Source organism: Oceanimonas baumannii (assembly GCF_002245495.1).
GTDB classification, from domain to species: domain Bacteria; phylum Pseudomonadota; class Gammaproteobacteria; order Enterobacterales; family Aeromonadaceae; genus Oceanimonas; species Oceanimonas baumannii.
Genome location: NZ_NQJF01000002.1, coordinates 175,669 through 199,251, shown reverse-complemented (window position 1 = coordinate 199,251; position 23,583 = coordinate 175,669). Strand labels below are relative to the sequence as shown.

26 protein-coding genes are annotated in these 23,583 nt (G+C 56.9%); 6 read left to right on the top strand and 20 right to left on the bottom strand.

The window, feature by feature from the left end:
* Positions 1 to 73: 73 nt before the first annotated feature.
* A complete protein-coding gene (locus B6S09_RS02925; protein WP_094276998.1) occupies positions 74 to 889 on the bottom strand; it encodes a phytanoyl-CoA dioxygenase family protein in 816 nt (271 codons plus the stop codon).
* Between the two features lie 95 nt (positions 890 to 984).
* On the opposite strand from B6S09_RS02925, the gene B6S09_RS02920 reads away from it, so the two are divergent.
* The 3 genes from B6S09_RS02920 to B6S09_RS02910 all read left to right on the top strand — a co-directional run bounded on the left by B6S09_RS02920 (position 985) and on the right by B6S09_RS02910 (position 3,860).
* Complete coding sequence (locus B6S09_RS02920) at positions 985 to 1,890, top strand: LysR substrate-binding domain-containing protein (RefSeq protein ID WP_094276997.1); 906 nt, start codon at positions 985 to 987, stop codon at positions 1,888 to 1,890.
* Positions 1,891 to 1,989: 99 nt separating this feature from the next.
* Positions 1,990 to 3,075, top strand: coding sequence for a DUF2817 domain-containing protein (locus B6S09_RS02915; RefSeq protein ID WP_094276996.1), 1,086 nt, complete (start codon positions 1,990 to 1,992; stop codon positions 3,073 to 3,075).
* On the top strand, positions 3,072 to 3,860 hold the full coding sequence (locus B6S09_RS02910) for an alpha/beta fold hydrolase (RefSeq protein WP_243832790.1): 789 nt from the start codon (positions 3,072 to 3,074) through the stop codon (positions 3,858 to 3,860). Before B6S09_RS02915 ends, B6S09_RS02910 begins: the two co-directional genes overlap by 4 nt.
* Before the next feature lie 53 nt (positions 3,861 to 3,913).
* Here the strand turns inward: B6S09_RS02910 and B6S09_RS02905 are convergent, their stop codons facing one another.
* Both B6S09_RS02905 and B6S09_RS02900 read right to left on the bottom strand, forming a co-directional pair.
* A complete protein-coding gene (locus tag B6S09_RS02905) occupies positions 3,914 to 5,266 on the bottom strand; it encodes a Na+/H+ antiporter family protein (RefSeq protein ID WP_094276994.1) in 1,353 nt (450 codons plus the stop codon).
* 125 nt (positions 5,267 to 5,391) lie between these two features.
* Positions 5,392 to 5,988, bottom strand: coding sequence for a DUF4202 domain-containing protein (locus B6S09_RS02900; protein ID WP_094276993.1), 597 nt, complete (start codon positions 5,986 to 5,988; stop codon positions 5,392 to 5,394).
* Between the two features lie 171 nt (positions 5,989 to 6,159).
* Here B6S09_RS02900 and hmpA point away from each other — a divergent pair, with 171 nt between their 5' ends.
* A complete protein-coding gene (gene hmpA / locus B6S09_RS02895) occupies positions 6,160 to 7,356 on the top strand; it encodes an NO-inducible flavohemoprotein (protein ID WP_094276992.1) in 1,197 nt (398 codons plus the stop codon).
* Positions 7,357 to 7,584: 228 nt separating this feature from the next.
* The gene (locus tag B6S09_RS02890; protein WP_094276991.1) at positions 7,585 to 8,418 is read left to right on the top strand and encodes an HpcH/HpaI aldolase/citrate lyase family protein; all 834 of its coding nucleotides are present in this window, start codon (positions 7,585 to 7,587) and stop codon (positions 8,416 to 8,418) included.
* 48 nt (positions 8,419 to 8,466) lie between these two features.
* On the opposite strand, the gene B6S09_RS02885 is transcribed toward B6S09_RS02890, so the two are convergent.
* Both B6S09_RS02885 and B6S09_RS02880 read right to left on the bottom strand, forming a co-directional pair.
* Positions 8,467 to 8,610 (bottom strand): entericidin A/B family lipoprotein, encoded by a 144-nt coding sequence (locus tag B6S09_RS02885; RefSeq protein WP_094276990.1) that lies wholly within the window; start codon positions 8,608 to 8,610, stop codon positions 8,467 to 8,469.
* Positions 8,611 to 8,661: 51 nt separating this feature from the next.
* Positions 8,662 to 8,952 (bottom strand): hypothetical protein, encoded by a 291-nt coding sequence (locus B6S09_RS02880; protein WP_094276989.1) that lies wholly within the window; start codon positions 8,950 to 8,952, stop codon positions 8,662 to 8,664.
* Between the two features lie 87 nt (positions 8,953 to 9,039).
* Between B6S09_RS02880 and B6S09_RS02875 the strand changes: the two genes are divergently transcribed.
* Complete coding sequence (locus B6S09_RS02875; protein WP_094276988.1) at positions 9,040 to 9,951, top strand: lytic transglycosylase domain-containing protein; 912 nt, start codon at positions 9,040 to 9,042, stop codon at positions 9,949 to 9,951.
* Here the strand turns inward: B6S09_RS02875 and B6S09_RS02870 are convergent.
* The 15 genes from B6S09_RS02870 to fgIL all read right to left on the bottom strand — a co-directional run bounded on the left by B6S09_RS02870 (position 9,945) and on the right by fgIL (position 23,498).
* The gene (locus B6S09_RS02870; protein WP_094276987.1) at positions 9,945 to 10,877 is read right to left on the bottom strand and encodes a flagellar motor protein MotB; all 933 of its coding nucleotides are present in this window, start codon (positions 10,875 to 10,877) and stop codon (positions 9,945 to 9,947) included. The genes B6S09_RS02875 and B6S09_RS02870 overlap by 7 nt on opposite strands.
* On the bottom strand, positions 10,877 to 11,743 hold the full coding sequence (gene motA, locus B6S09_RS02865) for a flagellar motor stator protein MotA (protein WP_094276986.1): 867 nt from the start codon (positions 11,741 to 11,743) through the stop codon (positions 10,877 to 10,879). The genes B6S09_RS02870 and motA overlap by 1 nt, the downstream gene beginning before the upstream one ends.
* A complete protein-coding gene (locus tag B6S09_RS02860) occupies positions 11,743 to 12,462 on the bottom strand; it encodes a FliA/WhiG family RNA polymerase sigma factor (protein ID WP_094276985.1) in 720 nt (239 codons plus the stop codon). Before B6S09_RS02860 ends, motA begins: the two co-directional genes overlap by 1 nt.
* A 9-nt stretch (positions 12,463 to 12,471) precedes the next feature.
* Positions 12,472 to 12,957: a flagellar basal body-associated FliL family protein gene (locus B6S09_RS02855; protein ID WP_094276984.1), complete on the bottom strand. Its 486-nt coding sequence runs from the start codon at positions 12,955 to 12,957 to the stop codon at positions 12,472 to 12,474.
* Between the two features lie 17 nt (positions 12,958 to 12,974).
* Complete coding sequence (locus tag B6S09_RS02850; RefSeq protein ID WP_243832791.1) at positions 12,975 to 14,285, bottom strand: flagellar hook-length control protein FliK; 1,311 nt, start codon at positions 14,283 to 14,285, stop codon at positions 12,975 to 12,977.
* Entirely contained in the window at positions 14,282 to 14,683 is a 402-nt protein-coding gene (locus B6S09_RS02845; protein WP_094276983.1) for a hypothetical protein, read from the bottom strand. The genes B6S09_RS02850 and B6S09_RS02845 overlap by 4 nt, the downstream gene beginning before the upstream one ends.
* Entirely contained in the window at positions 14,680 to 15,075 is a 396-nt protein-coding gene (fliS, locus tag B6S09_RS02840; RefSeq protein WP_094276982.1) for a flagellar export chaperone FliS, read from the bottom strand. The genes B6S09_RS02845 and fliS overlap by 4 nt, the downstream gene beginning before the upstream one ends.
* Positions 15,076 to 15,093: 18 nt before the next feature.
* Positions 15,094 to 16,410 carry a flagellar filament capping protein FliD gene (fliD, locus tag B6S09_RS02835; protein ID WP_094276981.1) on the bottom strand — a complete coding sequence of 439 codons (1,317 nt, stop codon included), beginning with the start codon at positions 16,408 to 16,410 and terminating at the stop codon, positions 15,094 to 15,096.
* 194 nt (positions 16,411 to 16,604) lie between these two features.
* On the bottom strand, positions 16,605 to 17,474 hold the full coding sequence (gene lafA, locus B6S09_RS02830; RefSeq protein ID WP_094276980.1) for a lateral flagellin LafA: 870 nt from the start codon (positions 17,472 to 17,474) through the stop codon (positions 16,605 to 16,607).
* A 131-nt stretch (positions 17,475 to 17,605) separates the two neighbouring features.
* Positions 17,606 to 18,463 carry a lateral flagellin LafA gene (gene lafA / locus B6S09_RS02825; RefSeq protein WP_094276979.1) on the bottom strand — a complete coding sequence of 286 codons (858 nt, stop codon included), beginning with the start codon at positions 18,461 to 18,463 and terminating at the stop codon, positions 17,606 to 17,608.
* Positions 18,464 to 18,738: 275 nt separating this feature from the next.
* Positions 18,739 to 19,737 (bottom strand): hypothetical protein, encoded by a 999-nt coding sequence (locus tag B6S09_RS02820; protein WP_094276978.1) that lies wholly within the window; start codon positions 19,735 to 19,737, stop codon positions 18,739 to 18,741.
* Between the two features lie 10 nt (positions 19,738 to 19,747).
* Positions 19,748 to 20,644 carry a flagellar hook-associated protein FlgL gene (gene flgL, locus B6S09_RS02815; protein WP_094276977.1) on the bottom strand — a complete coding sequence of 299 codons (897 nt, stop codon included), beginning with the start codon at positions 20,642 to 20,644 and terminating at the stop codon, positions 19,748 to 19,750.
* 11 nt (positions 20,645 to 20,655) lie between these two features.
* Positions 20,656 to 21,978: a flagellar hook-associated protein FlgK gene (gene flgK, locus B6S09_RS02810; RefSeq protein ID WP_166670276.1), complete on the bottom strand. Its 1,323-nt coding sequence runs from the start codon at positions 21,976 to 21,978 to the stop codon at positions 20,656 to 20,658.
* A 6-nt stretch (positions 21,979 to 21,984) separates the two neighbouring features.
* Positions 21,985 to 22,371: a rod-binding protein gene (locus B6S09_RS02805; protein WP_094276976.1), complete on the bottom strand. Its 387-nt coding sequence runs from the start codon at positions 22,369 to 22,371 to the stop codon at positions 21,985 to 21,987.
* 17 nt (positions 22,372 to 22,388) lie between these two features.
* Positions 22,389 to 23,498 carry a lateral flagellar basal body P-ring FlgIL gene (fgIL, locus tag B6S09_RS02800; RefSeq protein ID WP_169713354.1) on the bottom strand — a complete coding sequence of 370 codons (1,110 nt, stop codon included), beginning with the start codon at positions 23,496 to 23,498 and terminating at the stop codon, positions 22,389 to 22,391.
* Between the last annotated feature and the right edge of the window lie 85 nt (positions 23,499 to 23,583).

Below are 23,583 nucleotides of genomic sequence, written 5' to 3'. Positions count from 1 at the left end.
AAATACAAAATAACAACGGGTTATGCCAAAAGCATAACCCGTTGAAATCTTCATCCAGCAGACCTGCCTGAACTCAACGGCGCCATACCACCGGGAACCAGTCTTCACGCATCTTGTCGCCGGTTTGCAGGTTAATGCCGTCAAAGGGCGGTGAAGTAGGCCCGCCCCGGTTTACATAACGCACATCGTCGCCCATAAAGCGGGTTGAAAAAGCCCGGCGTCTATTTTGGGTCTGATTACCCGGTGCACCGTGTACGGTTTTAAAGTTGAACAACAGGGCATCCCCCAACTCCATCTCGGGGATCAGGATTTCAAAATCGCCGTTGTCGATGTCCGGCATCTCCATATAGGGGCTGTCATCAGCATACCAGGACGCGTTAGTGGACCATTTGCTCGGGCGCACCGGCTTGGGCCAGCGGTGTGATCCCAGTACAACCTGCAAGGCATTTTCAGGAGTAATGGGATCGAGCGGAATCCAGTAACTGCCAGTCTGCTCACCATCCACACAATAATAAGGGTTGTCCTGGTGCCAGGGCGTGGCCTTGGAAGTTCCTGGCTCCTTCACCAGAATGTGCTCATGAAACACCTGAACCGCCTCAGATCCGGTGGCTTCGCCCACAATGGCAGCACCGGGCGACTGCTCTATCCACTGGCGGAATTCGGGAATACGCTGCCAGTTGCAGTAATCTTCAAAGAAACGGCCAGAGTCCGTGCCGGTGACATTTTCACGGCCATGCTCACTGGGTTCGTTCAGTACCCGATCAAAACCCACTCGCAGCGGCTCAATCCAGTCTTTAAAGACGCCTTTAATCACGATGGCCCCATCACGCTGATAGGCGGCTATTTGCTCATCGGTCAGCCAGATATTGCCGGCAATGGCTGTGGTCATGTCTCACTCCTTTCCCCGGTATTGATAACAGCTCGACTTTAACAGCTTTTTTACATAGCATAAAAATATAGTTTTAATATGAAGTTCATAAAATAATGGCTATACCCTTTACTTTTCGACAACTTGGTTATTTTGTGGCCGTGGCTCAGCACGGCAGCATCAGCAAGGCTGCCGAGACACTGCATGTATCACAACCATCCGTGTCTATCGCCATTACTCAGCTGGAACACCTGCTGGGTCAGCCATTATTTCAGCGCCATCGCGGACAGGGTGTCAGCCTGAGTCCGCGGGGTGAGACTTTGTTTAACGAAGCCCGGCATATTCTGAGGCTTTCCCATAACCTGCTCGATAACCGGCATCAGAACGGGACTGAAGTGGAAGGCAGGCTGGTCATCGGCTGCTTCCGGGATATCGCACCCTATTATCTCCCACGGCTGGTGAGCGAGTTTGAACGTCGTTATCCGCGTATTCAGGTGAGCATGCAGGAACAGGATCTGGCCGGGGTACGGCAGGAGCTGGAGCAGGGTAAAGCCGAGCTGATACTGAGCTATGCTCTGGGGCTGCCACCGGAGTGCAGTACTCATGTGCTGGATGAGCTCAAACCCTATGCCCTGCTACCGGTTAATCATCCTCTGTCCGGCAAGCCGGCATTAAGCCTGGCAGAACTCGCCGAATGCACCCTGATCCTGCAAGACATGCCACTGACCCGGGAATACTTTCTGTCCCTGTTCTGGCAGCAGGATCTGCAGCCGGCGCGCATTCACCACACCCTGTCATTTGAAATGCAGCGAGGTCTGGTCGCCCATGGCCATGGTGTGGCACTGTCCTGCACCCGCCCCGCTGGCGATCAAAGCTACGACGGAGCTCCCATTGCCTGCGTGCCACTAAGTGATGAGGTGCCGCCCCAACGGGTAGTGCTGGCCCGCTCACCATCTTTTCCGCTGTCATTGCCGGCCCGGCTGTTTGTGGAGCAGGTCACAGGGCGGGCATTTTCCACCTAAAATCATGGCTGTTTCCGATTTTTCAGTGACTTAACCCGGCGAAATAGCATTGGGGCGCTACACTGTGGTGTAGCTTTTTCACTCAGGTTTTCGCTGATAATGACCACCCGCCCCCCCCTGGATTCGCCCGCTTCCGACAACCGCGTCCCTTCCCGCCGCCCCGGACGTCATCAACATAAACCATTGCCCGAACTGCATTTACTGGAACATCTGCTCCAGCAGGGAGCCCCTGCCTTGCGCAGCCGGATCCTGACCGAAGTGCGCGACGGTGAGCGTTACCTGCCGGTTTACGCACTGGAGCTCGGCAGCGCCAGCCACACGGCACCGGTGCTGCTGCTCAGCGGTGGCGTGCATGGCATTGAGCGTATCGGCACTCAGCTGCTGCTGGCCCAGTTGGACACACTGCTTCAGCGGCTGAACTGGGATCGCAGCCTGCAGCAGTTGCTGCAGCGGGTGCGTATCGTGATGTGTCCGCTGCTTAATCCGGTGGGCATGGCACACGGCTGGCGCAGCAATGGAAATGGTATCGATTTGATGCGCAATGCGCCGATTGACGCCGAGCAACCGAGCCCCTGGCTGGTATCCGGACATCGCCTGGGACGATGGCTGCCCTGGTACCGGGGTAAACAGGACCAGCCGATGCAAACAGAGGCACAGGCGTTCTGCAGCCTGGTTGAAGAGCAACTCGCCGCCGCGCCCTTCACCCTGGCGCTGGACTGTCACTCGGGCTTTGGTATGCGCGACCGGATCTGGTTTCCTTACTCAGGACGACGCCAGTTACTGGAGCACGCCGCCGAATTGCACGCCCTGTTACAGCTGTTCGAACACAGTCACCCGCATCACCCTTACCTGTTTGAACCACAGCATCATCATTACCGCACCCACGGTGATCTCTGGGATTACCTCTATCAGCGACACTATCAGCGCCAGCAACAAGTGTTTTTGCCACTAACGCTGGAAATGGGCTCCTGGCTCTGGGTAAAAAAGAACCTGCGCCAGCTCACCAGCTATACCGGTCTGTTCAACCCGCTGGTCCCCCATCGCCATCAGCGTACACTGCGCCGCCATCAGCTGTTACTGGACTTTCTGCTGCGGGCGGTAGACGCCTGGCAAAACTGGCTGCCTGCCGATGACAAACGACGCCTGCATCAGCGCAGTGCCGAACGTCGCTGGGAGATACCATGACCAGAACACCTAGGCAGATGAACAGTTCCCGGCCAGCCGCCATGCAAGACAAGCAGCATGCCGGCTGGGTGTTGTTACGCGGCCTGGCCCGGGAATGCCGTCATTGGGGAAACTTTCCTGAGCGCCTTGCCGCGCACCTGGGACAGCCGGTACGCTGTCTGGAACTGCCTGGCAACGGCACCGGTTACCAGCAAAAAACCCCCGTAACCATTACCGCCATGCTGGAGCAGATAAGACAGCAGGCCGGGCTTCAGGCACCGGTTAATGTACTGGGGTTATCGATGGGGGGCATGATCGCCGCCGAATGGGCCTTGCGGTATCCGCAAGAAGTCCGCGGACTGGTACTCGTCAACTCAAGCAGCACACTCAGTCCCCCCTGGCAACGAATGCGCATGACAGCACTGCCTCACTTGCTGCTGGCCCTGATATTACCCAGGGCACAACGGGAATCTCTGGTTTACCGGCTGACCTGTACCCGCCGGGATGACCAGCGTATCACGCTGCGCCAGTGGATCCGCTATGCCAACCAGTATCCAACGTCTCATGTTAACTTTTTACGCCAGCTGATTGCCGCCGCCCGTTACCGGGTAGCCGGTGCATCGCCCGTTGTTACGCCGCTGGTGTTATGCAGCCGGGGGGATCGGCTGGTTAATCCGGCCTGCAGCCACATACTGGCACAGCATTGGCGTATCCAGGCTGATGAGCATCCTTGGGCGGGGCACGATCTGCCCCATGATGCCCCGGACTGGCTGTTGCATAAGCTGGCCGGTTACCAGGGCCGCTAAAACAAGTGTGCCGGGCATGGCCCGGCACACTGACAGCTGACTCATCTCCCGTATTACAACACCTGAGCAGCTATCCAGCCAAAGAGGACCAGCGGAATGTTGTAATGGATAAAGGTAGGGATCACCGAGTCGCGGATATGGTCATGCTGACCATCGGCATTCAGACCAGCAGTGGGCCCCAGAGTTGAATCGGACGCAGGCGAACCCGCATCACCCAGCGCACCGGCAGTCCCCACCAGCGCCAGTGTGGCCAGCGGAGAAAAGCCGAAACTGATGGCCAGAGGCACATAAATGGCGGCAATAATCGGAATGGTGGAAAACGATGAGCCGATACCCATGGTAATAAACAGCCCCACCAGCAGCATCACCAGTGCAGCCAATGCCCGATTATCCCCTATCAGCTCTCCCGAGCCAGCCACCAGTTCGGGAATGGCACCGGACGCTTTCATCACACCGGCAAAGCCTGAAGCGGCAATCATGATAAAGCCGATCAACGCCATCAGCCGCATTCCCTGCGTAAACACGTCGTCCTGATCCTTCCACTTGAACAGACCGTTCATCGACAGCAAGGCAAAACCCAGCAGCCCGCCCAGTACCATGGAGCCGGTAGTCAGCTGCACCACCAGGGCACCCACAATCGCCACCCCAATCATTATCAGCTGTTTACGACTGAGCTGAGGACGGCTGACTTTTTCACCTTTTACCTCATTCAGCGGCGACTGATAGCCCCGTGGGCGACGATAGCTGAACAACACCGCCACCAGCAATCCGAGCAACATTCCCACCGCCGGCAGCAACATGGCCTTGGGTGCCATGGCGGTCGTCACCTGCATACCCAGCTCTTCACCGGCCTGATTGACACTGTTGGTGAGAATATCGTTCAGAAAAATCGTGCCGAAACCCACCGGCGTGGTCATATACATAATGGTAATGCTGAAGGTAATTACGCAGGCCACGGCACGTCGATCCAGCTGCAGCATATTCATCAGCCCCAGCAATGGCGGCACCAGTATGGGGATAAAGGCAATATGTACCGGCACCACAGTGCCCGATGCTGCCCCAACCAGAATCAGCGCCACAAACAGCAGCCACTTCACTCCCCCCGGAGCCCTCTGCGTACCGGCCGTACCGGGCCGGGCGCCCACCCAGGCCAGAGCCTTGTCCGACACCATGGCGGTAACGCCAGTGCGTGACAAGGCCACAGCAAAAGCCCCAAGCGTGGCATAAGCCAGCGCCACCGTGGCACCTCCGCCCAGCCCCTCATTAAACGACGAAATCACCTGATCCACCGACATGCCGGCCCAGAGCCCGCCGATCAGCGCCGCCACCACCAGTGAAAACACCACTGAAACCCGGGCCAGACACAGCCCCACCATCACCAGAATCGCCAACACGATTGCATTCATCGGATCCTCTCCCCTTTCGCTCACATCCTGTTAAGGGTGCATCAGACCGACGCACAACAAATATTTAACATCATTAACAAAATTAAAATAAATATATTTTCTGTATGGTTTGCATAGCGTGAAGACTATGTACTCTCCGCCAACGCCTTACCCACTACGGCCTGCATGGCCGCTGACAAAGGCAATAACAGCGCAGCCTGATGGCCTTTTTCCGACATTTTACGCCAGGTTTTACCGATAATATCGACTACTTTTTCCTGTTCATGTCCGGCTGCAAAGTCTTCCAGATAAAACTGCAGAAAGACCAGGCAAACCACATCTTCCAGCGTCTGCACATCCTGATCCTGTTTAAGGCACTTTTTCAGCAGCAGCGTACTGACTCTCTGCCGGGCCTGCTGTTCATAGCCCGCCTCGGCCATCAGCCGAGTGGTAAGTTCCGCATGATAATGCGCCAGTTCACTGCGCCATTGCTGATAGCCGGCTCTGCCGGCAGGGTAATCCGCCCGGGGAATGGCCCAGCGGCGAATATGCTGAGCGCGGGCGGCAATATGCAGCAGTTCGCCGGCATCCGGGGCGAAACGGGTGAGTTGTTGTGTCATACGTTCACTGTAAAGCCGCTCTTTAGGCCAGTTTTTTCCTTCAGAACACTGGAGGTTGGGATCCTCGGCATTAACCTGATCAATGGCGGCGATAACCCGCTTAAAATCCGGAGAAGACAACATTTGGCTGATTCCTTGCACATATTGCCCGCAATCATACCGGCTGCGTCCGCCCAGCTCGAGCCTGAAGCACAAAAAAGGAAGAAATTCATTGATGCATTTCAAATGTACCTATAATATCCGCCCTATAAGTGACATATTTAATGCAACTTAAGATCAAGTAACGAGGTATACATGCTGGAAGCCCGCACCATTGAAATCGTGAAAAGCACCGTTCCGCTGCTGGAATCGGCTAACACCGCCCTGACCGAACATTTTTACCAACGGATGTTTCGCGACAATCCCGAGCTGAAAGATGTGTTTAACCTCAGCCACCAGCAGACAGGCCGTCAACCTGCTGCCCTGTTTGCCGCCGTACTGGCCTATGCCAAAAACATCGACAACCCCGCCGTGCTAAGTGCCGCCGTAGAGCGTATCGCCCACAAACACACCGGCTTTTCCATTCAGCCAGCGCAATACGCCATTGTCGGTCACCACTTGCTGGAAACCATTAAAGAGTTGGCCCCCGATGCTGCCACACCGGAAGTGATTGATGCCTGGGCTCAGGCCTACGGTGCCCTGGCCGATATTTTTATTGGCCGCGAAGAGCAGATCTATACCGATAACGAAACCCGGACCGGTGGCTGGCGTGGCCCCCGTACCTTTGTGGTTCAGGAGAAACAGACCGAAAGCGAACACATCACCAGTTTTTTGCTGGCCCCGGCCGACGGTGGTCCCGTGGTGGACTTCAGGCCCGGTCAGTATCTGAACCTGCACCTGACTTCTGACAAACTGGAACACAAGGAATATCGTCAGTATTCCCTGTGCCAGGCTCCTAATGGCAAGAATTACCGCATTGCCGTTAAACGTGAGCAAGGCGGGGTGGGATCCAATTTTTTGCATGACCACCTTCAGCCGGGTGACAGCATCCAGGTGCTGCCCCCTTCCGGTGATTTTTTTATGGAAGTCACCCCCGATACGCCGGTGGTACTGATCTCAGCCGGTGTCGGCCTGACCCCGATGCGGGCCATGCTCGACCAGTTGCAACGCCTGCATCATCAGGCTCCCGTGCACTGGCTGCATGCCTGTGAAAATGGCAGCCAGCACGCCTTCAAACAAGATATTCAGAGCCGCCGCCAGGCTGATGACAACCTGAACACCCACACCTGGTATCGCACTCCCCAGGCCTGCGATCAGCCGGCGGAAGACTATGACGCCACCGGCCTGATGGATCTCACCCGGGTACGTGACGCCATCAGCCTGCCCGGTGCTCACTACTACTTCTGCGGCCCGGTGCCCTTTATGGCGATGGTGAAGGACACCCTGGCCGGCTGGGGGATAACCGAAGAGCAACTGCACTACGAAGTATTTGGTCCGCACCAGAGCCTCTGACGGTTATTCAGCATGTTGCGCTGAAATGGCTCTCTGCCTGCGCGGAGATAACTGAGCCATCGCAATAAAAAGCAACATCAGGCTCCCAAAGAAGTGAACCGCCCGGCCGTGTCGCCACTTTAATCTGTCAAACAAGGCCCGCGCTGCTTGCAGCCGGGCCTTGTATGATTTAAACAGAAGACTTCTTCACATCGCTTCGCACTGGCGAAGAGTTAAATGGAGTTTTCTATGAATATCAATGCGCTGCAGACCCTGCTGTTTGTTCCGGCGAATCGCCCCGAGCGGTTTGAAAAAGCCCTGAACAGCGGTGCCGATGCCATTATCATCGATCTGGAAGATGCCGTGCCGCCGGCAGAAAAGGATGCCGCCCGCAGCACGCTGGCCAACTGGCTCGCTGAACAACCTTCCGCTTCAGTGCTGATACGCATAAACGGCACCAACACCCCCTGGTTTAACCAGGATACCGTCCTGTGCCGCTCCGATGCCGTGGCTGCCATCGTGGTGCCCAAGGCAGAAGATCCGGGTGCACTCACCGAGCTGGCCAATGCCTGTGACAAGCCGCTGCTGCCGTTTATTGAGTCTGCCAGAGCCCTGTTCCTGCTCAATGATATTGCCACCGTCAACGGCGTGGCCCGGCTGCTGTTTGGTCAGCTGGACATGGCACTGGATCTGGGCATGGATTACCCGCCTCCCGCCGGCGAGCCTTATGATGAAACGCCCTTTCTGCCCATTCGGAGTCAGCTGGTCGTCTGCTCCCGGGCTCACGGCCTGGCTGCCCCGCTGGATGCGGTTTACACCGCCTTTAACGATGACCAGGGTCTGCAGGCTTATGTACATGAAGGGATGAAACTGGGCTTTGACGGCATTTTACTGGTGCACCCACGCCAGGTACGGCCCGCCACTCAGGCGATGGCACCGACTGAAGCCCAGATCGTCTGGGCCGGCAAGGTACTTGCTGCCGGGCAGCAGCATAATGGTGCCGTCGTGGCCGTCAGCGAACATATGGTAGACAGCCCGGTGATTACCCGGGCCAGACGCATTCTGCAGCACAAGCGCCACTGAACAACAGGGCCGGCATTCGCCGGCCCTGTTTACCATCAGTCTTTTAAACTACAGCTTTTTCTGTACGTCTCTCGCTGCCTCTTGCACAACTTCACCACCACGTTCAATGTCTTTACCGGCACCGGCAAACGTGTTGCAACCTGCCAGCACCGCCGTCACCGCCAAACACAGCACTAATTGATAAGCTTTCATTCAAAACCTCCGTGAAGAATTGCGCCTACCCAGTATAGCCACTTTCAGGCATCACCCAACTGCTCCCCACAGTGTCAGCAGCGCCAGCACAATAGCCGCCCCCACCACCGGGTAAACCAGATAACCATCGTTACTGCGTTTCGCCTGCCGATAGAGCAGATAAACCAGCACGCGGTGATAAAGCAGCAACAGCATGCCAGCCAGGGCAAACTCTCCCAGCTCAAGCCACCGGGCTCTCAGGGCATAAAGCAATAACAGAAGCGGTTGCAGCATAATCAGGTAAAGAGTGAGCTTATGCAGACGACGCCCCAGAGCCGTTCCGTTTCCTTTATCACGATGCATATTCACTCCTTGCGCTGTTCTTAACTCTATAAACGGCACAACACCGGAAAAACCAAACCAGGTACGTAAATTGCTTGGCAGCACACCATGAAAATTTTACTGCTTTTACTGTTTGCCGGCGTTTACAGCAGCCAGGCCCGGGCGTTTAGCTTTAGTAACGCGCTGTACGCGCATCCGGAAGTCAAACAAGAAATGGATTACCTGCGCCGCCACCCGGCCTGGCTGGAACGCAGCCGGAAAAGAGCGGAACCCTGGCTTCCTCATTTCTTACCGCTACTGCGCGCTCACCGTCTGCCCGACAACCTCGTCTGGCTGCCGGTCATCGAAAGTGCCTATCTGCCCGGAGCCGTCTCCCCTGCCGGGGCGGCAGGGTTGTGGCAATTAATGCCGGCCACGGCAGAGCGTTTTGGCATTCTGGTTTCCGACAGTTACGACGGTCGACTGGCCCCGCTCAGCGCCACCCGGGCAGCACTGAATTATCTGGCCTGGCTGCACCGTTACTTCGACGGCGACTGGCTGCTGGCACTGGCCGCCTACAATGCGGGAGAAGGTCGGGTGCGCAGGGCCATAGCCCGCAGCGGCAGCAGGGATTTCTGGCAGTTGCCTCTGCCGGAAGAAACCCGCCGCTACGTTCCCCGGTTTCTGGCCGCACAAAAACTGCTGGGCCGGCCGGGACCAGGCACGCCGACCTTACGGGAATACAAAATAACAGGGCCATTGTCATTACCCGCGCTGGCACAGCGGCTGGGTGTGCCGGCAGAGACCCTGAAAGCTGGCAACCTGGCGTTAAAGGGTAATCAGATACCGGCGGGACATGAAATATCGATATTAATAGATAACACCGGCCGGCGCCGAGCAGAACAGCTCATTACCATCAGCCCGCAGCCGTTGTTTTCAGACAGCGCCGCCGGACTGGATATGTCCGGCACCGGCCGCCTGTTTAACAAGAGCAACCCGGCGTTCAGTACCGCCCCGCCACCAGGCTGGCTCGGTTACTGAATAACGGTGGCCGCCTGCTCCTGAACCCGGGCACTTTGTTGCTGTTTATTGAAAATGCCATCGGTCAACCCGGCATCAAACAGGGTTTGCAGCAACTTTTCTGCCTCCTTACTCAGCAGCAGCAGCTCCACTCGCCGGTTATGGCCCGAAGTAGGATTCTCCACATCAAAAGGGGCCTGTTCGGCCATAGCCACCACCTGCAACACCCGGTTGCGGGGCACACCGGCCAGCTCCAGCAGCTGACGCACGTTCTGCGCCCGGGCACCGGAAAGATCCCAGTTGGAATAATGCTGACTGGCATAACGCACCGAATCGGTATGACCGGAAATGACCAGCCGGTTTTCTACTTTTTCAAATACCGGTGCCAGCGCGTGCAGCAATTGTTCAAAATGCTGCTCCATACGGGCGCTGCCCCGGGTAAACATCGGTTTATCAGCCTGATCATGGATTCGGATACGTAACCCCTCCGGCACAATGTTGAGCTCAAGGTTATTTTCCATGCCCTCACGTCTGGCCAGTTCACCAATCAAGATTGCCAGCCGGCGCTTGTCCTGTTCACTTTCCACTCTGCCCGGGTGCAAATCGGCCGGGCTTTGCAGCGGCTCGGTGGCCAGGCTGATATCCTGCAGCTCGGTAGCCTGCCCGGGGATCTGCGCCAGCGGCTGCCCCTGCACATCCACCGGAAAGGGGGTGCCCCCCAGCAGATACGGGCTGGTACTGCCTTCAAATACCGAGTAATCACGCAACTTGGTGGCAACACTTTCCCGCTCTTGTTCACTCGACACCGACAGGATCCATAACACCAGAAACAACGCCATCATGGCCAGGGCAAAATCGGCAAAGGCCACCTTCCAGGCCCCGCCGTGACTGCCTTCACCTTTATGACGGGATTTACGCCGGACAATAATGGTTCCCTGTTCCCGCATCAGACACTTTCCGCTTCAGCTTCGTTTAACCAGGACTCCATATCCATAAAGCCCGGTTTAATATCCTGTTCAATGGACTTGCGCCCGGCATCCACCGCCAGTAAAGGAGATTTACCACTGACATGAGACACCAGTACCGCCTTAACACACTCCAGCGCAGTAATACGCCGCCCTACCCATTGCTCCATGGCATTACTGAGCGGACTCAGCAGGCAGTAGCAGGCAAAAATACCAAGAAAAGTGCCCACCAGGGCGGCCGCCACATGGACGCCAATGTAAGTCAGCGGTCCATCAAGGTGCTGCATGGTAATAATGATCCCCATCACCGCCGCCAGAATACCAAAGCCCGGCATCGCATCCGCCGTTTTGGCCATGGCATGAGAGGGCTTGAGCATGCTTTCTTCCAGGGTGTCGATCTCCTGCTCCAGCAACGCTTCCAATTCATGGGCGCTGAGCTTGCCCATACCCAGCATGCGCAGATTATCAATAATGAAACCGAGCAGCTCCGGGCTGCCGGTCACCAGCGGATACCGGCTGAACAGAGGACTGGTTTCCGGTGATTCCACATGGCCATCCAACGCTTTCAGTCCCTTGAGCCGGGTTTCCTGCAACAGCTGATGCAACAACGGCAACAGCTGGCGGTACAGTTCAGCATCATTTTTCTGGCCACCACTGATGGCTTTCAGCTGCTGCCAGATCCCTTTCAGAACGGCACTGGAGTTACCCAGGATCAGCGCCCCCGCCCCGGCACCGAAAATAATGACAATTTCGGCCGGCTGCCATAATGCCGCCAGCTTGCCATTGGCCATCACAAAACCACCAAATACACATACCAGAATGACGGCAATTCCCACCAGCTTCTGCATTATTCTTCTCCATTCCGGGCAAACTCCCGGTTTAACAGGGCCAGGCATTGTTTGTGCAACTGGCATACCCTGGACTCGGTCAGATCAAGCACCAGGGCAATTTCCTTCATATTCAGCTCATGCTGGTAATACAGTGACATCAACCGCTGCTCCCGCTCGGGCAAACGGGTCAACAATGCCCGGATATGACGTTGCTGCTCCAGCCGTGCAATGGCGTCGTTATAAGACGGCTCATGGCCATGCTCCAGCAGCTCCTGCAGGCTTTCCATTTCCTCCAGCTGCCCGGCATAGAGAATACGGCGCAGCTCATCCATCTCAATGCCAAGCGCATCGGCCAGCTCAGTTTCCGTGGGCCGCCTGCCCAGACGTCGCATCAGCTCGCGCTCGGTCTGAGCGCACTGATGACTCTGCTGGCGCAGTTGCCGTGGTCGCCAGTCGTGGCGGCGCAGTTCGTCCAGAATCGCTCCGCGTACCCGCTTAAAGGCAAAACTGGCAAAGCTGTCATCGGGCGGACCGCCGTAACGCCGCAGGGCTTCCAGCAAGCCCATAATGCCGATCTGTGCCAGATCATCGGCATCCATCACGGTATTGACCTGGTACCTGAGCTGCCCCAGCACCCGCTTGACCAGCGGCAGATACTGGTTAAGCCAGTAACTTTCGTTCTCTGCTTCAGGCGCGGAGGCAGCAGCTTCTTCTGACCAGACTTGATCTACTAGCATGCGCACCTCCTATTGAATCACCAGCTTGGTAATCAACACGGCTTCGACGGAGGGCGCATAGCCGTAATGCTGCAGCCGCTGGTTGAGGGCCTGCTGTAACTCACCCTCGAATTTGCCCATGTTTTGCAACTGTGACTGCACCTGTTCATGATCAAACTCGCTGAAATAGGTCAGCGTGGTGTTTCTCAGTGCCGGCAAAACCCCTTGCCACAGACTTACCTGCTCTGGCCGGTGACTCATCAGAGCCAGCTCCAGCACCATGTAGTGGTTGCGCCTTTCACCGGACAAACCGATCACAAACTGCTCCAGCGGCTGAAATTGCGGCTCGCTGACCGGCTCGGGGGCGGGCTCGCTCTGCAGCATGGCCAGCCAGCCCTGTTCAGCGAAGGCCTGCCGATAATCGGCCAGTATAAAAGTGCCGGCTCCCATACCTGCCAGCAGTACCGCCAGCAACAGCAGGGCTGTTAAAACATAAGATCGGGATTTTTTTGCCACGTTATTCTTTCCTTTATTCACACCAGAGCATTAATCCAACCCGCGCCTGCTGTTTTTAAGCGAATGTCGTCACTGGCTTCAGCCAGTTCCGCACCCATTTCAATATCGTTATTAAATGAGGAAGATGACGGCTGCCGGTCGTGCTGACCCACATTTACTTCCACACCGCCCCCATGCTGGCTGAGCAGGTCATAACGCAGCCGGTCAGCCTGAGCGGCAATGGCATCGCGTATGCCGGCATGGCTGGCATTTATCTGTATATGCAGCCGGTCGCCTTCCAGCCTGACGGTCAGCTCCATCCGGCCCATTTCAGGTGGATCCAGTTTGATCCGTGCCTGCTGAACCTGCTGGTTAAGCTGCAACTCCACTTTATCTTTCAGGGTTTTCAGCAGCTGTTCACCCAGAATGGCTTTATCTGTCGAGGATAATGACACCGGTGCCCATTCATGCGCTGTAGCAAGGACAGGACGTGCCGCTGCCGGTATTAGCGGCAGCACGGCACTGGTATCGGTCCCGGCGGCCGCAGCTGGTACCGTTGCTATCTCTGCACCGCCCAGCCGCTGTAGTAACGGCACATGGGCAGCCGGTGCCGCCTGCCTTTGCCCCATGGCTGTTGCCGGCGGGGTTTGCTCACCTGGATGAGCGCCCTGCTGCGCCTGCTGCTGCAGCCGCCACAACTGCACCGGCATACGGTTCTGCTCTCCCATCGCTTCCGCTGACCCTACGGCGGTGGGCAATGATGCAACGTTGTGCAGCCCCCCCTCGGGCGGCACAACGGGGAACACTACGTTGCCGGTCACCTCACCGGTAACCGGCGGCATTTCGGGTAACGGCACACCGACAACTGCATCACCCGCAACAAGCGGCATCTCGGGTAACGGCACACCGACGACTGCATCACCCGCAACAGGCGGCATCTCGGGTAACGGCATGCTGCCGGTCGTATCACCCGCAACAGGCGGATCATCGGGTACCGGCATGCTGCCGGCCGGCAAAGCGGTGCGCAGGTTTTCAGCCGGTGCCGTGCGGATGAACGCATGATCCGGCATCACTGCTTCCCCGAACAAAAAGCGATGCGGGCCGGCACCCGCCGCCTCTGAGCCTGGTCCGGGCAGACCGGACTCTGCTGCAACAGGCCCGGCTGAACTCGCCCGGTGATCGTAACTGGCAGGAACGCTGTCTGCAGGCAGGCCACTGTCCGGTGCCGGCATGCGCCCGGCAAATCCGGCAACCCCGTCCTCAGGCATTGCGGCGCTGACACCGGACTTTAACGTGCTCGCCGGCACACTGGCCCCGTTCCCCGGCAAAAATGCCGGCAGGGAAATCACGACTCGTCCTCCAGTTGACTGATCCAGTCATAGGCCAGTGAGCCCATATGCTGCTCACGCAACCGCTCCAGCCGCTGTTCCAGCAGTCCGGCCTGCTCATTGACCCTGCTCCAGTGTTCCCGGTATTGAGTCTCAAAGCGGTTAAGCAGCTGCCTTTGCTGCTCATTCAGTTGGGAGCGATAGGGTTTTAAATCGGCAAGAACCTGTCTTAACAGACCGTCCAGCTCGTTCAGCCAGCCCCACTGACCGGCCTGCACCGCCTGTGCCGTGCGTTGCTGTAATATCAGAAGCCGGGCAAACAGCGGAGCCAGCTCGGAACGCTCACATTGAATCTGGCCGGCAACGGAAGGAATGGGAGTTTCCGCCGCCGGCATCAACTGATTCCGCCCTTGTTTCATGCCGGCACCTCAGTGCCCATACCCTGCCATCCGTCACGCAGATCGGTCAGCACGCGATACACCGGTGCCAATAGTGAAACATCATTATTCACACTGGCACTAAACAGCTGCCGGCCGCAAAAGTCGTACAGTGCATGCAGGTTTAGCGCCAGCTCTCCGCCATTTTCCATATCCAGAGAGCTGTCCAAACCTCCAATAATATCAATGGCTTTGGCAATGGACTGACCCTTTTGCTCTATGCGGCCGGCCACAATATGGCCTTCAGCCCGGGCTATTTCATCCATCAGTCCGTCCATTAACATCAGCACCAGCTCACGGGGTGAGGCCTGAGCGGCTCGGGCATCCGTGTGCGTATGCTGGTAAATATCAAGGCCGGAATCGGCATCAAACATGGTCAGCTCCTGGCTCCGTTAAAACATGGTCATGGTCTGTTGCATTTGCTGTGCCAATGTTTGCATTCGGGTGAACTGGGCCAGATAACGCTGGTAAACCTTGTTCATGCGGCTGTCCAGCGCTTCCTGGCGATCAGCAATGCGATCCAGCCCGCTTTGAAGACTGCGATCCCGTTGTACCAGGGTACCGTTGCGATCCAGATAAGGTTTAAGATCCGCTTCCAGCCGGGTAAGCAGACCATTACTGCCGGTAAACGCACCTTCCAGTGCTCCGGGCTTGTTTTCCTGCAACTTCGCCATGGCGGCCGTATCGAGCGACAGCTTACCGTGGCGATCGGTGGTAATCCCCAGCTCGGCCAGACTGAAACCAGCCGGCGGGTTAGACAAGGTTCCGCGTAACCTGCCAAGCACGCCCCGAGCCATACTGTCACCAGCCAGCACGGCACTGCTGCCTTCCTTGCTCTGGGTGTATTTCTGCACCTCGGTCAGCAGCCCGTTATAAGCATCGACAATGCCTTTCATCGACTCGCCAATGGCGGCCTGATCCGTCGCAACGCTCAGCCCAAGGGGGGCATCCGTGTAATTGCCGGCGGCATCCCGGGCATGAGCCTTGGTTACCGTCAGGCTGAGGCCATCTATCTGACCATCAAAGGTATTGGTGGCACTGGTCAGCTGCAGTCCGCCGGCTCCTCCCAGTTCAACCACCGCATCCTGCGAGGCAGACAGCCGGGTTTTGTTGGTAATGGCATTCTGCAGTTCATTAAAGGCGGCATCACCATTGCCACCGCTGAGCGTAACGGTCATAGCCTGGCTGGCACCGGTCCTGCTACCGGTCAGCATCAGGTGAGTCTGGCCATTGGAACGAACCAGCGAGGCCTGCACACCATTGTTGTCCGCGGCCTGATTAATGGCGTCCCGCAGACCGGTAATGCCGCTGGCAGGATCCAGAGCAGACAAGTCCAGGCTCAGGACTTCCCCGTCTACGGTAATCGCCAGGGTTCCCTGGGCAGGCACCGCCCAGTTTTCATTCAGAGCAAGCGAATACTGGTCGGCCTGGGCCAGCTGTTTGACGTAAAGTTGGTAGTCAGCATTGGCCGCCCCCGATTTAACGGTGGCACTGGCATACCCTTCGGCACTGAAACTGGCTGACTGGCTGCTCAGACCGCCGTCTTTATTCAGTCCCTTGATCGCATCCTGCAGTGCCTGCAGCTTGCCCTTGATCTGGCTGTAAGCCTCTTTTTCGGCACTCAGCTGAATGCGCTGGGTTTTAAGCAGATTATCCAGCGGTGCTCTGTCCGCCGACATCAGCATTTGTGCCATTGAGGACGGATCCATTCCGTTCATTCCAAACATCGCCACCTCCGCAGTAAGACATTATTTGCATCTTTATTCTTCAGATAACGGCGTGGCGGGAAACAGACTTGAATAAGACAGTCATTTAAAACAATAAAAAAACGGCTCATCAAGAGCCGTTAAAAAGCAAAGAACACTGCCCGGGGCGATGTCTCCCCGAAACAAGCTATTAGTTATCAGCGCAGCAGAGACATCACCAGGCCGCTCATCTGGTTGGCGTTGCTCAGCACCGACATACCGGACTGCATCAGCATCTGGTTTTTGGACATATTGGAGGCTTCAGTGGCGAAGTCGGCATCCATAATACGGCCCTTGGCGGCTTCACCGTTTTCACGCATATTACCCAGATTGGTAATAGTGTGTTCAAGACGATTGATGTTGGCACCCAGCTGACCACGCACCGCACTCACTGCACCAAGGAAAGTATTCAGAGTATCAATGGCAGCTGAAGCATCCGTTTCCAGATCACCTAATGCTGTAGTGTCAGGAGCAGGAGCGGTGCCTGCTGTAATTGCTGATTTAGCGTTAATATCCTGTACTGCAGCACTGATATCTACACTTAAGGTTTCACTTGTGCTCGCACCGATCTGGAATGACACTGCTGCGGCCCCGAATTTACCAGCATCTGTCAGCAAGTTAGTGCCTGCGCCATAACTGGTATTACCCATGATATTAGCTATTTCCTTGCCCAACTGGAGAAATTCAGTGTTCATGGCTTTCAGTTCGGCAGCTGAGTTGGTGCCGTTGGCACCCTGAGTGGCCAGATCCTTCATGCGCTGAGTAATATTGGTGATCTCATCAAAGGCACCTTCGGCAGTCTGCATCATCGAGATGGCATCCTGGGAGTTACGCATGGCCACACCCTGGCCATTAGTCTGGGCCTGCAGGCGCACAGCAATTTGCAGGCCAGCAGCATCGTCGGCGGCGGAGTTAATACGAAAACCGGTGCCCAGGCGCTCCATGGCCGTGCCCAGCATTTTGTTGGTGCTGTTCAAGGTGTTCTGGGTGACCAGAGAAGTGTAATTAGTATGAATGGACAGGCCCATCATTGTTTCCTTATAAAAGTCATAACTGGCTGATTCATAAACCTAAAGCGACCAGTTAGTAATAGGACTTTAATAATCATGCCAATAAAAAAGGCCCCTGTTTAAGGAGCCTTTAATTCAGCAAGCTGGCCTTAACGCAGCAGAGACATCACCAGCCCACTCATCTGGTTAGCATTGCTCAGCACCGACATACCGGACTGCATCAGCATCTGGTTTTTGGACATATTGGAAGCTTCGGTGGCGAAATCAGCATCCATAATCCGGCCCTTGGCGGCTTCACCGTTTTCACGCATATTCCCCAGGTTGGTAATGGTGTGCTCAAGACGATTGATGTTAGCACCAAGCTGACCACGTACTTCACTTACGTCGTCCAGAAAGGTGTTCAGAGTACCAATGGCAGTAGAAGAATTGGCCTGAGTCGTCAGATCACCCAAAGCAGTAACACCAGCTGTGAGAGCTGTACTGGTGTTCAGTGCCTTTACTTCGGCGTTGATATCCACATCCAGGGTTTCAGCAGTGCTGGCACCAATCTGGAAAGTAACGGCCCCCCCCTCAAACTTGCCACCAGCAGCAAACAAATTAGTACCCGCCCCATAGGCAGTGTTTTTCATGATGTTTTCAAGCTCGGCACCCAATTGCTGGAATTCAGCGTCAAGCGCAGTGTTTTCGGCGGCAGAGTTGGTTCCATTGGCACCTTGGGTAGCCAGGTCTTTCATACGCTGGGCGATATTAGTCATTTCATCAAAAGCACTTTCCCCTGTCTGCAGCATGGAGATAGCGTCCTGGGCGTTGCGCATGGCCACGCCCTGACCATTGGTCTGAGCCTGCAGACGCACGGCAATCTGCAGGCCAGCGGCGTCGTCGGCGGCAGAGTTAATACGAAAACCGGTGCCCAGGCGCTCCATGGCCGTGCCCAGCATTTTGTTGGTGCTGTTCAGGGTATTCTGGGTGACCAGAGAGGTATAGTTGGTATGAATGGACAGGCCCATAATCGTTTCCTTTTAAAAGCGTGATTGGCTTGGTTCATTCCTTTAAAACGGCGACCCACCTGAGCAACTTGAAAGAAAAATAAAATTTTTTGTAAGGAGTAAAAGAAGAAAAGCGGGGCGTTTTTAATCGCCCATGTAGTGTGTGTCCTTGTGACTTGATGAGGCTGTATGCGCTTATACATAAACAGTATCAGCTGGCAACTCGATGATGGATAAAGGGGCAAGGATATCCGTTCCTCCCCTCTGCGTCAGCAGAGGTGCGATCGTATGAATATTTATTCCTTACGCAATAATGCCACCGCATTATGGCGCGCGACATTGGCCTGAGCCACCAGGGCCGACACTAGCTGTTCAAAGGGACTGCCACTGTTATCCAGCGGGGTCTTGCTCGCCGGTCCTGATATCGCTGGCCATTCATCAGCCATTTGCTGCAGAATAAAGCGGCGCTGCTCCTGCAGCCGGACGGTATAGTCCTGAATACGGGTCAACACCCGCTGCAGATGCTCACGTTCACTGGCCAGCTCCCCCTTGCGGGCCGCCTGCAACAACGGCGCCAGGGCATCCGGCTCGGGGGTGGCTTTAATCAACACAGCTTCTCCCGCCGGCACCCGTATGCCTTCGCCCTGCATCAGAATAGGCTGACGCAATATGGCTTCGGCCCTGTCGGTAGCCACCAGCTGCACTTTGCCCTGCTCCGCCTCGGCACTGATACCCAGGGGTTTTACATGGCGGTTAAGCTGAGCAAGGGTATCGGCCGGGCGCTGACCCGGTACTATGGTAATGCCCATGGCCTGCTGCTGCCCCGCCAGCAACAGGGTAATACGCTCCCGGCTGCCTTTTACGCTCAGCAAGTCGACCTTGTCGAGCTGAAAGCGATGACGGGCAGCATTGCCTTCCAGAGCCTTGGGTTGCAGCCGGGCATCAAGCCGGCCCTGCTGCTGCAACTGCTCACTCAAGCGCGACAACTGCTCGCCCCATTTTTGCTGTTGTCCGGCACTCATGCCTGACGCCTGCATACGCTGAGCCAGGGAGCGCAACTGCTGCCAGGCCTGGTTCAGGGATTGCTCTGCCGCCTGCAGCCGGGCCACGCCCGACTGCGCCTGACTGAGCCTGCCCCATTGCTGAAACCGCCCCGGAGCCGACAAGCCGGCACCGGGAGCAATGAGCGTTTTGCTGCCATCGGCCTTGTCGGCCAGGCCAGGCGCGGCGGCAACGCCACCGGCAGGATCCAGCTTGGTCTGTACTGCCCCGGGCCGTGTGCTGGCGAGTTGCATTATGGGATCCTTACCGAGCGTTAAACAGCGACAGCTGGTTCACATTCACAAAGGCCTGCTGGCTGCTCTGCAGCGCCAGCAGCATCTGCTGCATGTTCATTGCCGCCTCGCCATAGTCCAGCGCCGACAGCTCGTTATGCAGCCCCTGGCCAAAGACCTTCATCTCACCGTGAGTGGCCACTACCTGCTCCAGGCCATTAATGCGCCCGCCGATGTCGGTGAGGGTACGGGTCAGATTGCCAAGGCCCTTGTCCAGGCTGTTGAGCATATCGGCCACGGAGCCGCTGATACTGCCGCTGGTGGTCTCCAGCACCTGAATAAAGTCATGCACTTCCTGCAGCAGATTGCCGCCATTGAACATCAGCCCTTTGGCAGTGTCATTGGCAGCCACGGTAACACCGTTGGCAATGCTCACCTGACGCTGATAATTATCTCCCTGATAGGAAAATTCGCCGGGGGCGGTTTCCGCCACCGCTGGCACATCGGTACGGGAGCCGGAAAACAAATAATGCCCTTCTTCGTTACGGGCATTAACCAGATCCAGCAGACCCGCCTTAAGAGAGTCCATTTCCTGTGTCAGAGCCCGACGCTCTTCCAGGTTGTAGGTACCGTTACCCGCTTCTACGGTCATGTCCCGCAGACGCAGCAGGATATTTTTCATGGCGTCGATCTGGCTTTCCTGCTGCCCCAAGCGACCGGTGACCTGCAGCGCATTTTTCTCATATTGCTCAATGGCGCTGATTTCCTTGTCGATGCCCTGCAGCCGCACCGTGGCCAGCGGGTCGTCAGAAGGTTTGAGCATGCGATCACCACTGCTCATCTGCTGTAGCAGTTTGCCGTAGTCGGCACCACCCTGCTGCATGCTCTGCATCATAATCCGCTGAATTTGTCCTGTACTGACGCGCATATCGGCTCCCGTTAAATCATGTTCAGCAGGGTGTTGAACAGCTGGTCGGCGGTGCCGATCACCTTGGCATTAGCCTGATAGTTCTGCACATAATTCATCATGTTCATGGCTTCTTCATCCAGGTTTACGCCACTGACACCATCTCGCCGGGCCTGGGCCTCGGTGCGAATATTGTCTGATGCCGCCGCGTCAGCCTGCCATTGGGCACTGGTGATGGCCAGCTGACCCACCATACCGCGGTATTGCTCATAACTGTCGTCCTGCAGCCCCAGCAGGGTCTGCAGATTATCGTTGTTTCCCGGCCCGGCATTGGTACTGCCGGACAGCGCCAGCTGCTCCGGAGTCAACTCATCCGGCACCTTAAGGCTGCCGGCAGCATCACCGGCGGTAAATGCAAACAAAGGGGCACCGGACTGGCCGCTGAGATCCACGCCCTGGGCCAATTGCCGATTGATGTTCTTGGCGAATACTTCGGCCATGGTGTCGAGCTCCTCCCTGGCCGGTTGCAGTTGTTGTTCCCGGTGCAGCATCAATCCGCCCAGACTGCCCCCGGCCCCTCCACCAAGGGGATAATCCTGGCCGCTGAAGCCCACCGAGATAAGGGTATCATTCCGGCTGATCTGCGCAGCCTGGTTACCCAGCACCAGAGGTTGTCCCTGCTCCAGACTCACATTAATGGTGCCGTCGGCCTGACGGGAAGAACGAATGTCCACCAGCCCGGAAAGCTGACGCAGGGCCTCATCGCGAGTGTCCTCCAGAATCCCGGCATTGCCCCCCTTGGCCCCCACCTCCTTGATTTTTTCATTCAGTTCCGCCACCTGAGTCAGCAGGTTGTTAGCCTGGCTGGAAGTGGCATCCAGCTGATCCAGTACCCGACGCTCCTGCGCATCGAGCTGGCTTCCCAGGTGATTGAAACGCTGGGCCAGAGCCTTGGCAGAGGCGATGATCTGCTGACGCGGAGCCGTACTCTGGGGGGCTTCTGCGGCACCGTTAAGCGCGGCAAAAAACGACGTCAGTCCAGGCAGCAGACTGCTGTCTTCACTGCCCAGCACGGTTTCCATCTGCCCCAGGTAATCACTCACCTGCCAGCGCTGACCGGCTTCGGACTCGGCGCGCCACAGCTGGGCGGTCAGAAATTCGTCAGCCACCCGGCGCAGCCCGGTTACCTGCACGCCGCTGCCTCCCATAACCCCGAAGCCACTCTGGCGGGCCGACAGCTGTACTTCCTGACGGCTGTAACCGGGCACATTCACATTGGCCACATTCTGGCTCATGGTATTCAGCGCCGTTTGAGCCGCTTGCAGCCCCGACAGACCATTGTTAATCATCGCCATGTTTTATTATCCGTTTTTGGCCACTCTCAGCGGCTGGCTGAAGGCAGCAAGGGAACTCTCACTAATATTAGCGACCGTCCCGGCATGACTCTTTAACAGGCCCCCAAGCTGGTTAACCATCAACTCCCGCAGGCCGGTCTGTCCTTGAGAAGCCATGCTCATGGCAATTTGGCCGTCGTGCCAATCGCGCATCATTGTTTGCTGGGGGCCGGGAGTAAAAGGGCTGTCGGGATCCCGCAAAGCATCCGTGGCGGTGCGCATATTCTTCAGCACCATCTGCAAAAACATGGCTTCAAACTGCTCGGCGGCCTGCTCCAGCCCCTGCTGCGGAGACTGACGTTTGATGGTGTTCAGCTCCTGCCAGTCCAGATACTGGCTCTGTTCTATTTTCATTATTATTTTCCCTCTCTCTACAACACCACCAGCTCGCCTTCCAGCGCACCGGCTTCATCCAGTGCCTGCAGAATAGACATCAGATCATCCGGTTTGGCCCCCAGACTGTTGACCGCCTGTACAATTTCATTCAGTGCGGTGCCTTCTGGCCAGACAAACATTTCGCCCGGCTCCTGTTCCACCTTGAGATCGGATTCAGGGGTCACTGCGGTCTGACCCTGAGCAAAGGCATTCGGCTGGCTTACATTAAAACGTTCGGTAATAGTGACCGTCAGGCTGCCGTGGCTGACCGCTGCCGCCCGCACCTTCACATTTTGTCCGACCACCACGGTGCCGGTACGGCTGTTAAATACCACTTTCGGACGTTTGGGACCCGTTACTACACGAACGTCTTCCAGCATCGACATAAAGGTCACTCGCTGACGGGCATCCGCCGGTGCCCTTACCTCAATGGCCCGCGGCCCGGTGGCCTGAGCCACATCGGGACCAAACACCTGATTAATGGCCTGCTCCACATTTCGGGCGCTGCGGAAATTGGCATTTTTCAGATTCAGGGTCACCACCGGCTCACTGACAAAGCTGGAGGGAATTTCCTGTTCAATCAGCGCGCCGTTGGGGATCAGCCCGGCGGTCGGCACATTCACGGTAATGGAAGATCCGCTGTTGCCTTCAGCCTTTAAGCCCCCCACCACCAGGTTGCCCTGCGCCACGGCATAGACCTGGCCATCAACGCCACGCAGGGGGGTCAGCAACAAGCTACCTCCCCGCAGGCTTTTGGCATCACCAATGGATGACACCGTCACATCCAGAGTCTGGCCACGTCCGGCCAGCGCCGGCAGGGTGGCATGCACCGACACCGCGGCCACATTCTTCAGCCGGGGATCGGTGCCGTCTTCCAGCTGTACCCCGAACTGGCGCAGCATGTTGGTCATCGACTGACCGGTAAACTTGACCTGGCTGCGGTCGCCGGTGCCCGACAGCCCCACCACCAGACCGTAGCCCACCAGCTGGTTGTCACGAATGCCCTGTATATCGACCACGTCCAGCAGCGGCCGCTCACTGGCCCGGGTGCCGCCGGGAAGAACACACGCCAGCAGCAAGGCCAGTGCGCCAGCCCGGAAAGACAGACTATGCCGCTGATGTGGTTCACCTCGCCTTCCCTCCCGGCATGTTCGCAGTCTGAACCAGGAACACCGGTGCAGGAACGGCCCA

What these genes read in the sequence shown, in the direction of transcription:
- B6S09_RS02890 (WP_094276991.1), top strand. Translation starts at nt 7,585, where the DNA reads ATGAATATCAATGCGCTGCAGACCCTGCTGTTTGTTCCGGCGAATCGC.
- B6S09_RS02905 (WP_094276994.1), bottom strand. Translation starts at nt 5,266, where the DNA reads ATGAATGCAATCGTGTTGGCGATTCTGGTGATGGTGGGGCTGTGTCTG.
- motA (WP_094276986.1), bottom strand. Translation starts at nt 11,743, where the DNA reads ATGCAGAAGCTGGTGGGAATTGCCGTCATTCTGGTATGTGTATTTGGT.
- B6S09_RS02925 (WP_094276998.1), bottom strand. Translation starts at nt 889, where the DNA reads ATGACCACAGCCATTGCCGGCAATATCTGGCTGACCGATGAGCAAATA.
- fliS (WP_094276982.1), bottom strand. Translation starts at nt 15,075, where the DNA reads ATGTTTGATGCCGATTCCGGCCTTGATATTTACCAGCATACGCACACG.
- B6S09_RS02900 (WP_094276993.1), bottom strand. Translation starts at nt 5,988, where the DNA reads ATGTTGTCTTCTCCGGATTTTAAGCGGGTTATCGCCGCCATTGATCAG.
- hmpA (WP_094276992.1), top strand. Translation starts at nt 6,160, where the DNA reads ATGCTGGAAGCCCGCACCATTGAAATCGTGAAAAGCACCGTTCCGCTG.
- B6S09_RS02915 (WP_094276996.1), top strand. Translation starts at nt 1,990, where the DNA reads ATGACCACCCGCCCCCCCCTGGATTCGCCCGCTTCCGACAACCGCGTC.
- B6S09_RS02820 (WP_094276978.1), bottom strand. Translation starts at nt 19,737, where the DNA reads ATGCAACTCGCCAGCACACGGCCCGGGGCAGTACAGACCAAGCTGGAT.
- B6S09_RS02885 (WP_094276990.1), bottom strand. Translation starts at nt 8,610, where the DNA reads ATGAAAGCTTATCAATTAGTGCTGTGTTTGGCGGTGACGGCGGTGCTG.
- fliD (WP_094276981.1), bottom strand. Translation starts at nt 16,410, where the DNA reads ATGGATCCGTCCTCAATGGCACAAATGCTGATGTCGGCGGACAGAGCA.
- B6S09_RS02880 (WP_094276989.1), bottom strand. Translation starts at nt 8,952, where the DNA reads ATGCATCGTGATAAAGGAAACGGAACGGCTCTGGGGCGTCGTCTGCAT.
- B6S09_RS02805 (WP_094276976.1), bottom strand. Translation starts at nt 22,371, where the DNA reads ATGAAAATAGAACAGAGCCAGTATCTGGACTGGCAGGAGCTGAACACC.
- lafA (WP_094276980.1), bottom strand. Translation starts at nt 17,474, where the DNA reads ATGGGCCTGTCCATTCATACTAATTACACTTCTCTGGTCACCCAGAAC.
- B6S09_RS02870 (WP_094276987.1), bottom strand. Translation starts at nt 10,877, where the DNA reads ATGCGGGAACAGGGAACCATTATTGTCCGGCGTAAATCCCGTCATAAA.
- flgK (WP_166670276.1), bottom strand. Translation starts at nt 21,978, where the DNA reads ATGGCGATGATTAACAATGGTCTGTCGGGGCTGCAAGCGGCTCAAACG.
- B6S09_RS02910 (WP_243832790.1), top strand. Translation starts at nt 3,072, where the DNA reads ATGACCAGAACACCTAGGCAGATGAACAGTTCCCGGCCAGCCGCCATG.
- lafA (WP_094276979.1), bottom strand. Translation starts at nt 18,463, where the DNA reads ATGGGCCTGTCCATTCATACCAACTATACCTCTCTGGTCACCCAGAAT.
- B6S09_RS02875 (WP_094276988.1), top strand. Translation starts at nt 9,040, where the DNA reads ATGAAAATTTTACTGCTTTTACTGTTTGCCGGCGTTTACAGCAGCCAG.
- flgL (WP_094276977.1), bottom strand. Translation starts at nt 20,644, where the DNA reads ATGCGCGTCAGTACAGGACAAATTCAGCGGATTATGATGCAGAGCATG.
- B6S09_RS02920 (WP_094276997.1), top strand. Translation starts at nt 985, where the DNA reads ATGGCTATACCCTTTACTTTTCGACAACTTGGTTATTTTGTGGCCGTG.
- B6S09_RS02860 (WP_094276985.1), bottom strand. Translation starts at nt 12,462, where the DNA reads ATGCTAGTAGATCAAGTCTGGTCAGAAGAAGCTGCTGCCTCCGCGCCT.
- B6S09_RS02845 (WP_094276983.1), bottom strand. Translation starts at nt 14,683, where the DNA reads ATGAAACAAGGGCGGAATCAGTTGATGCCGGCGGCGGAAACTCCCATT.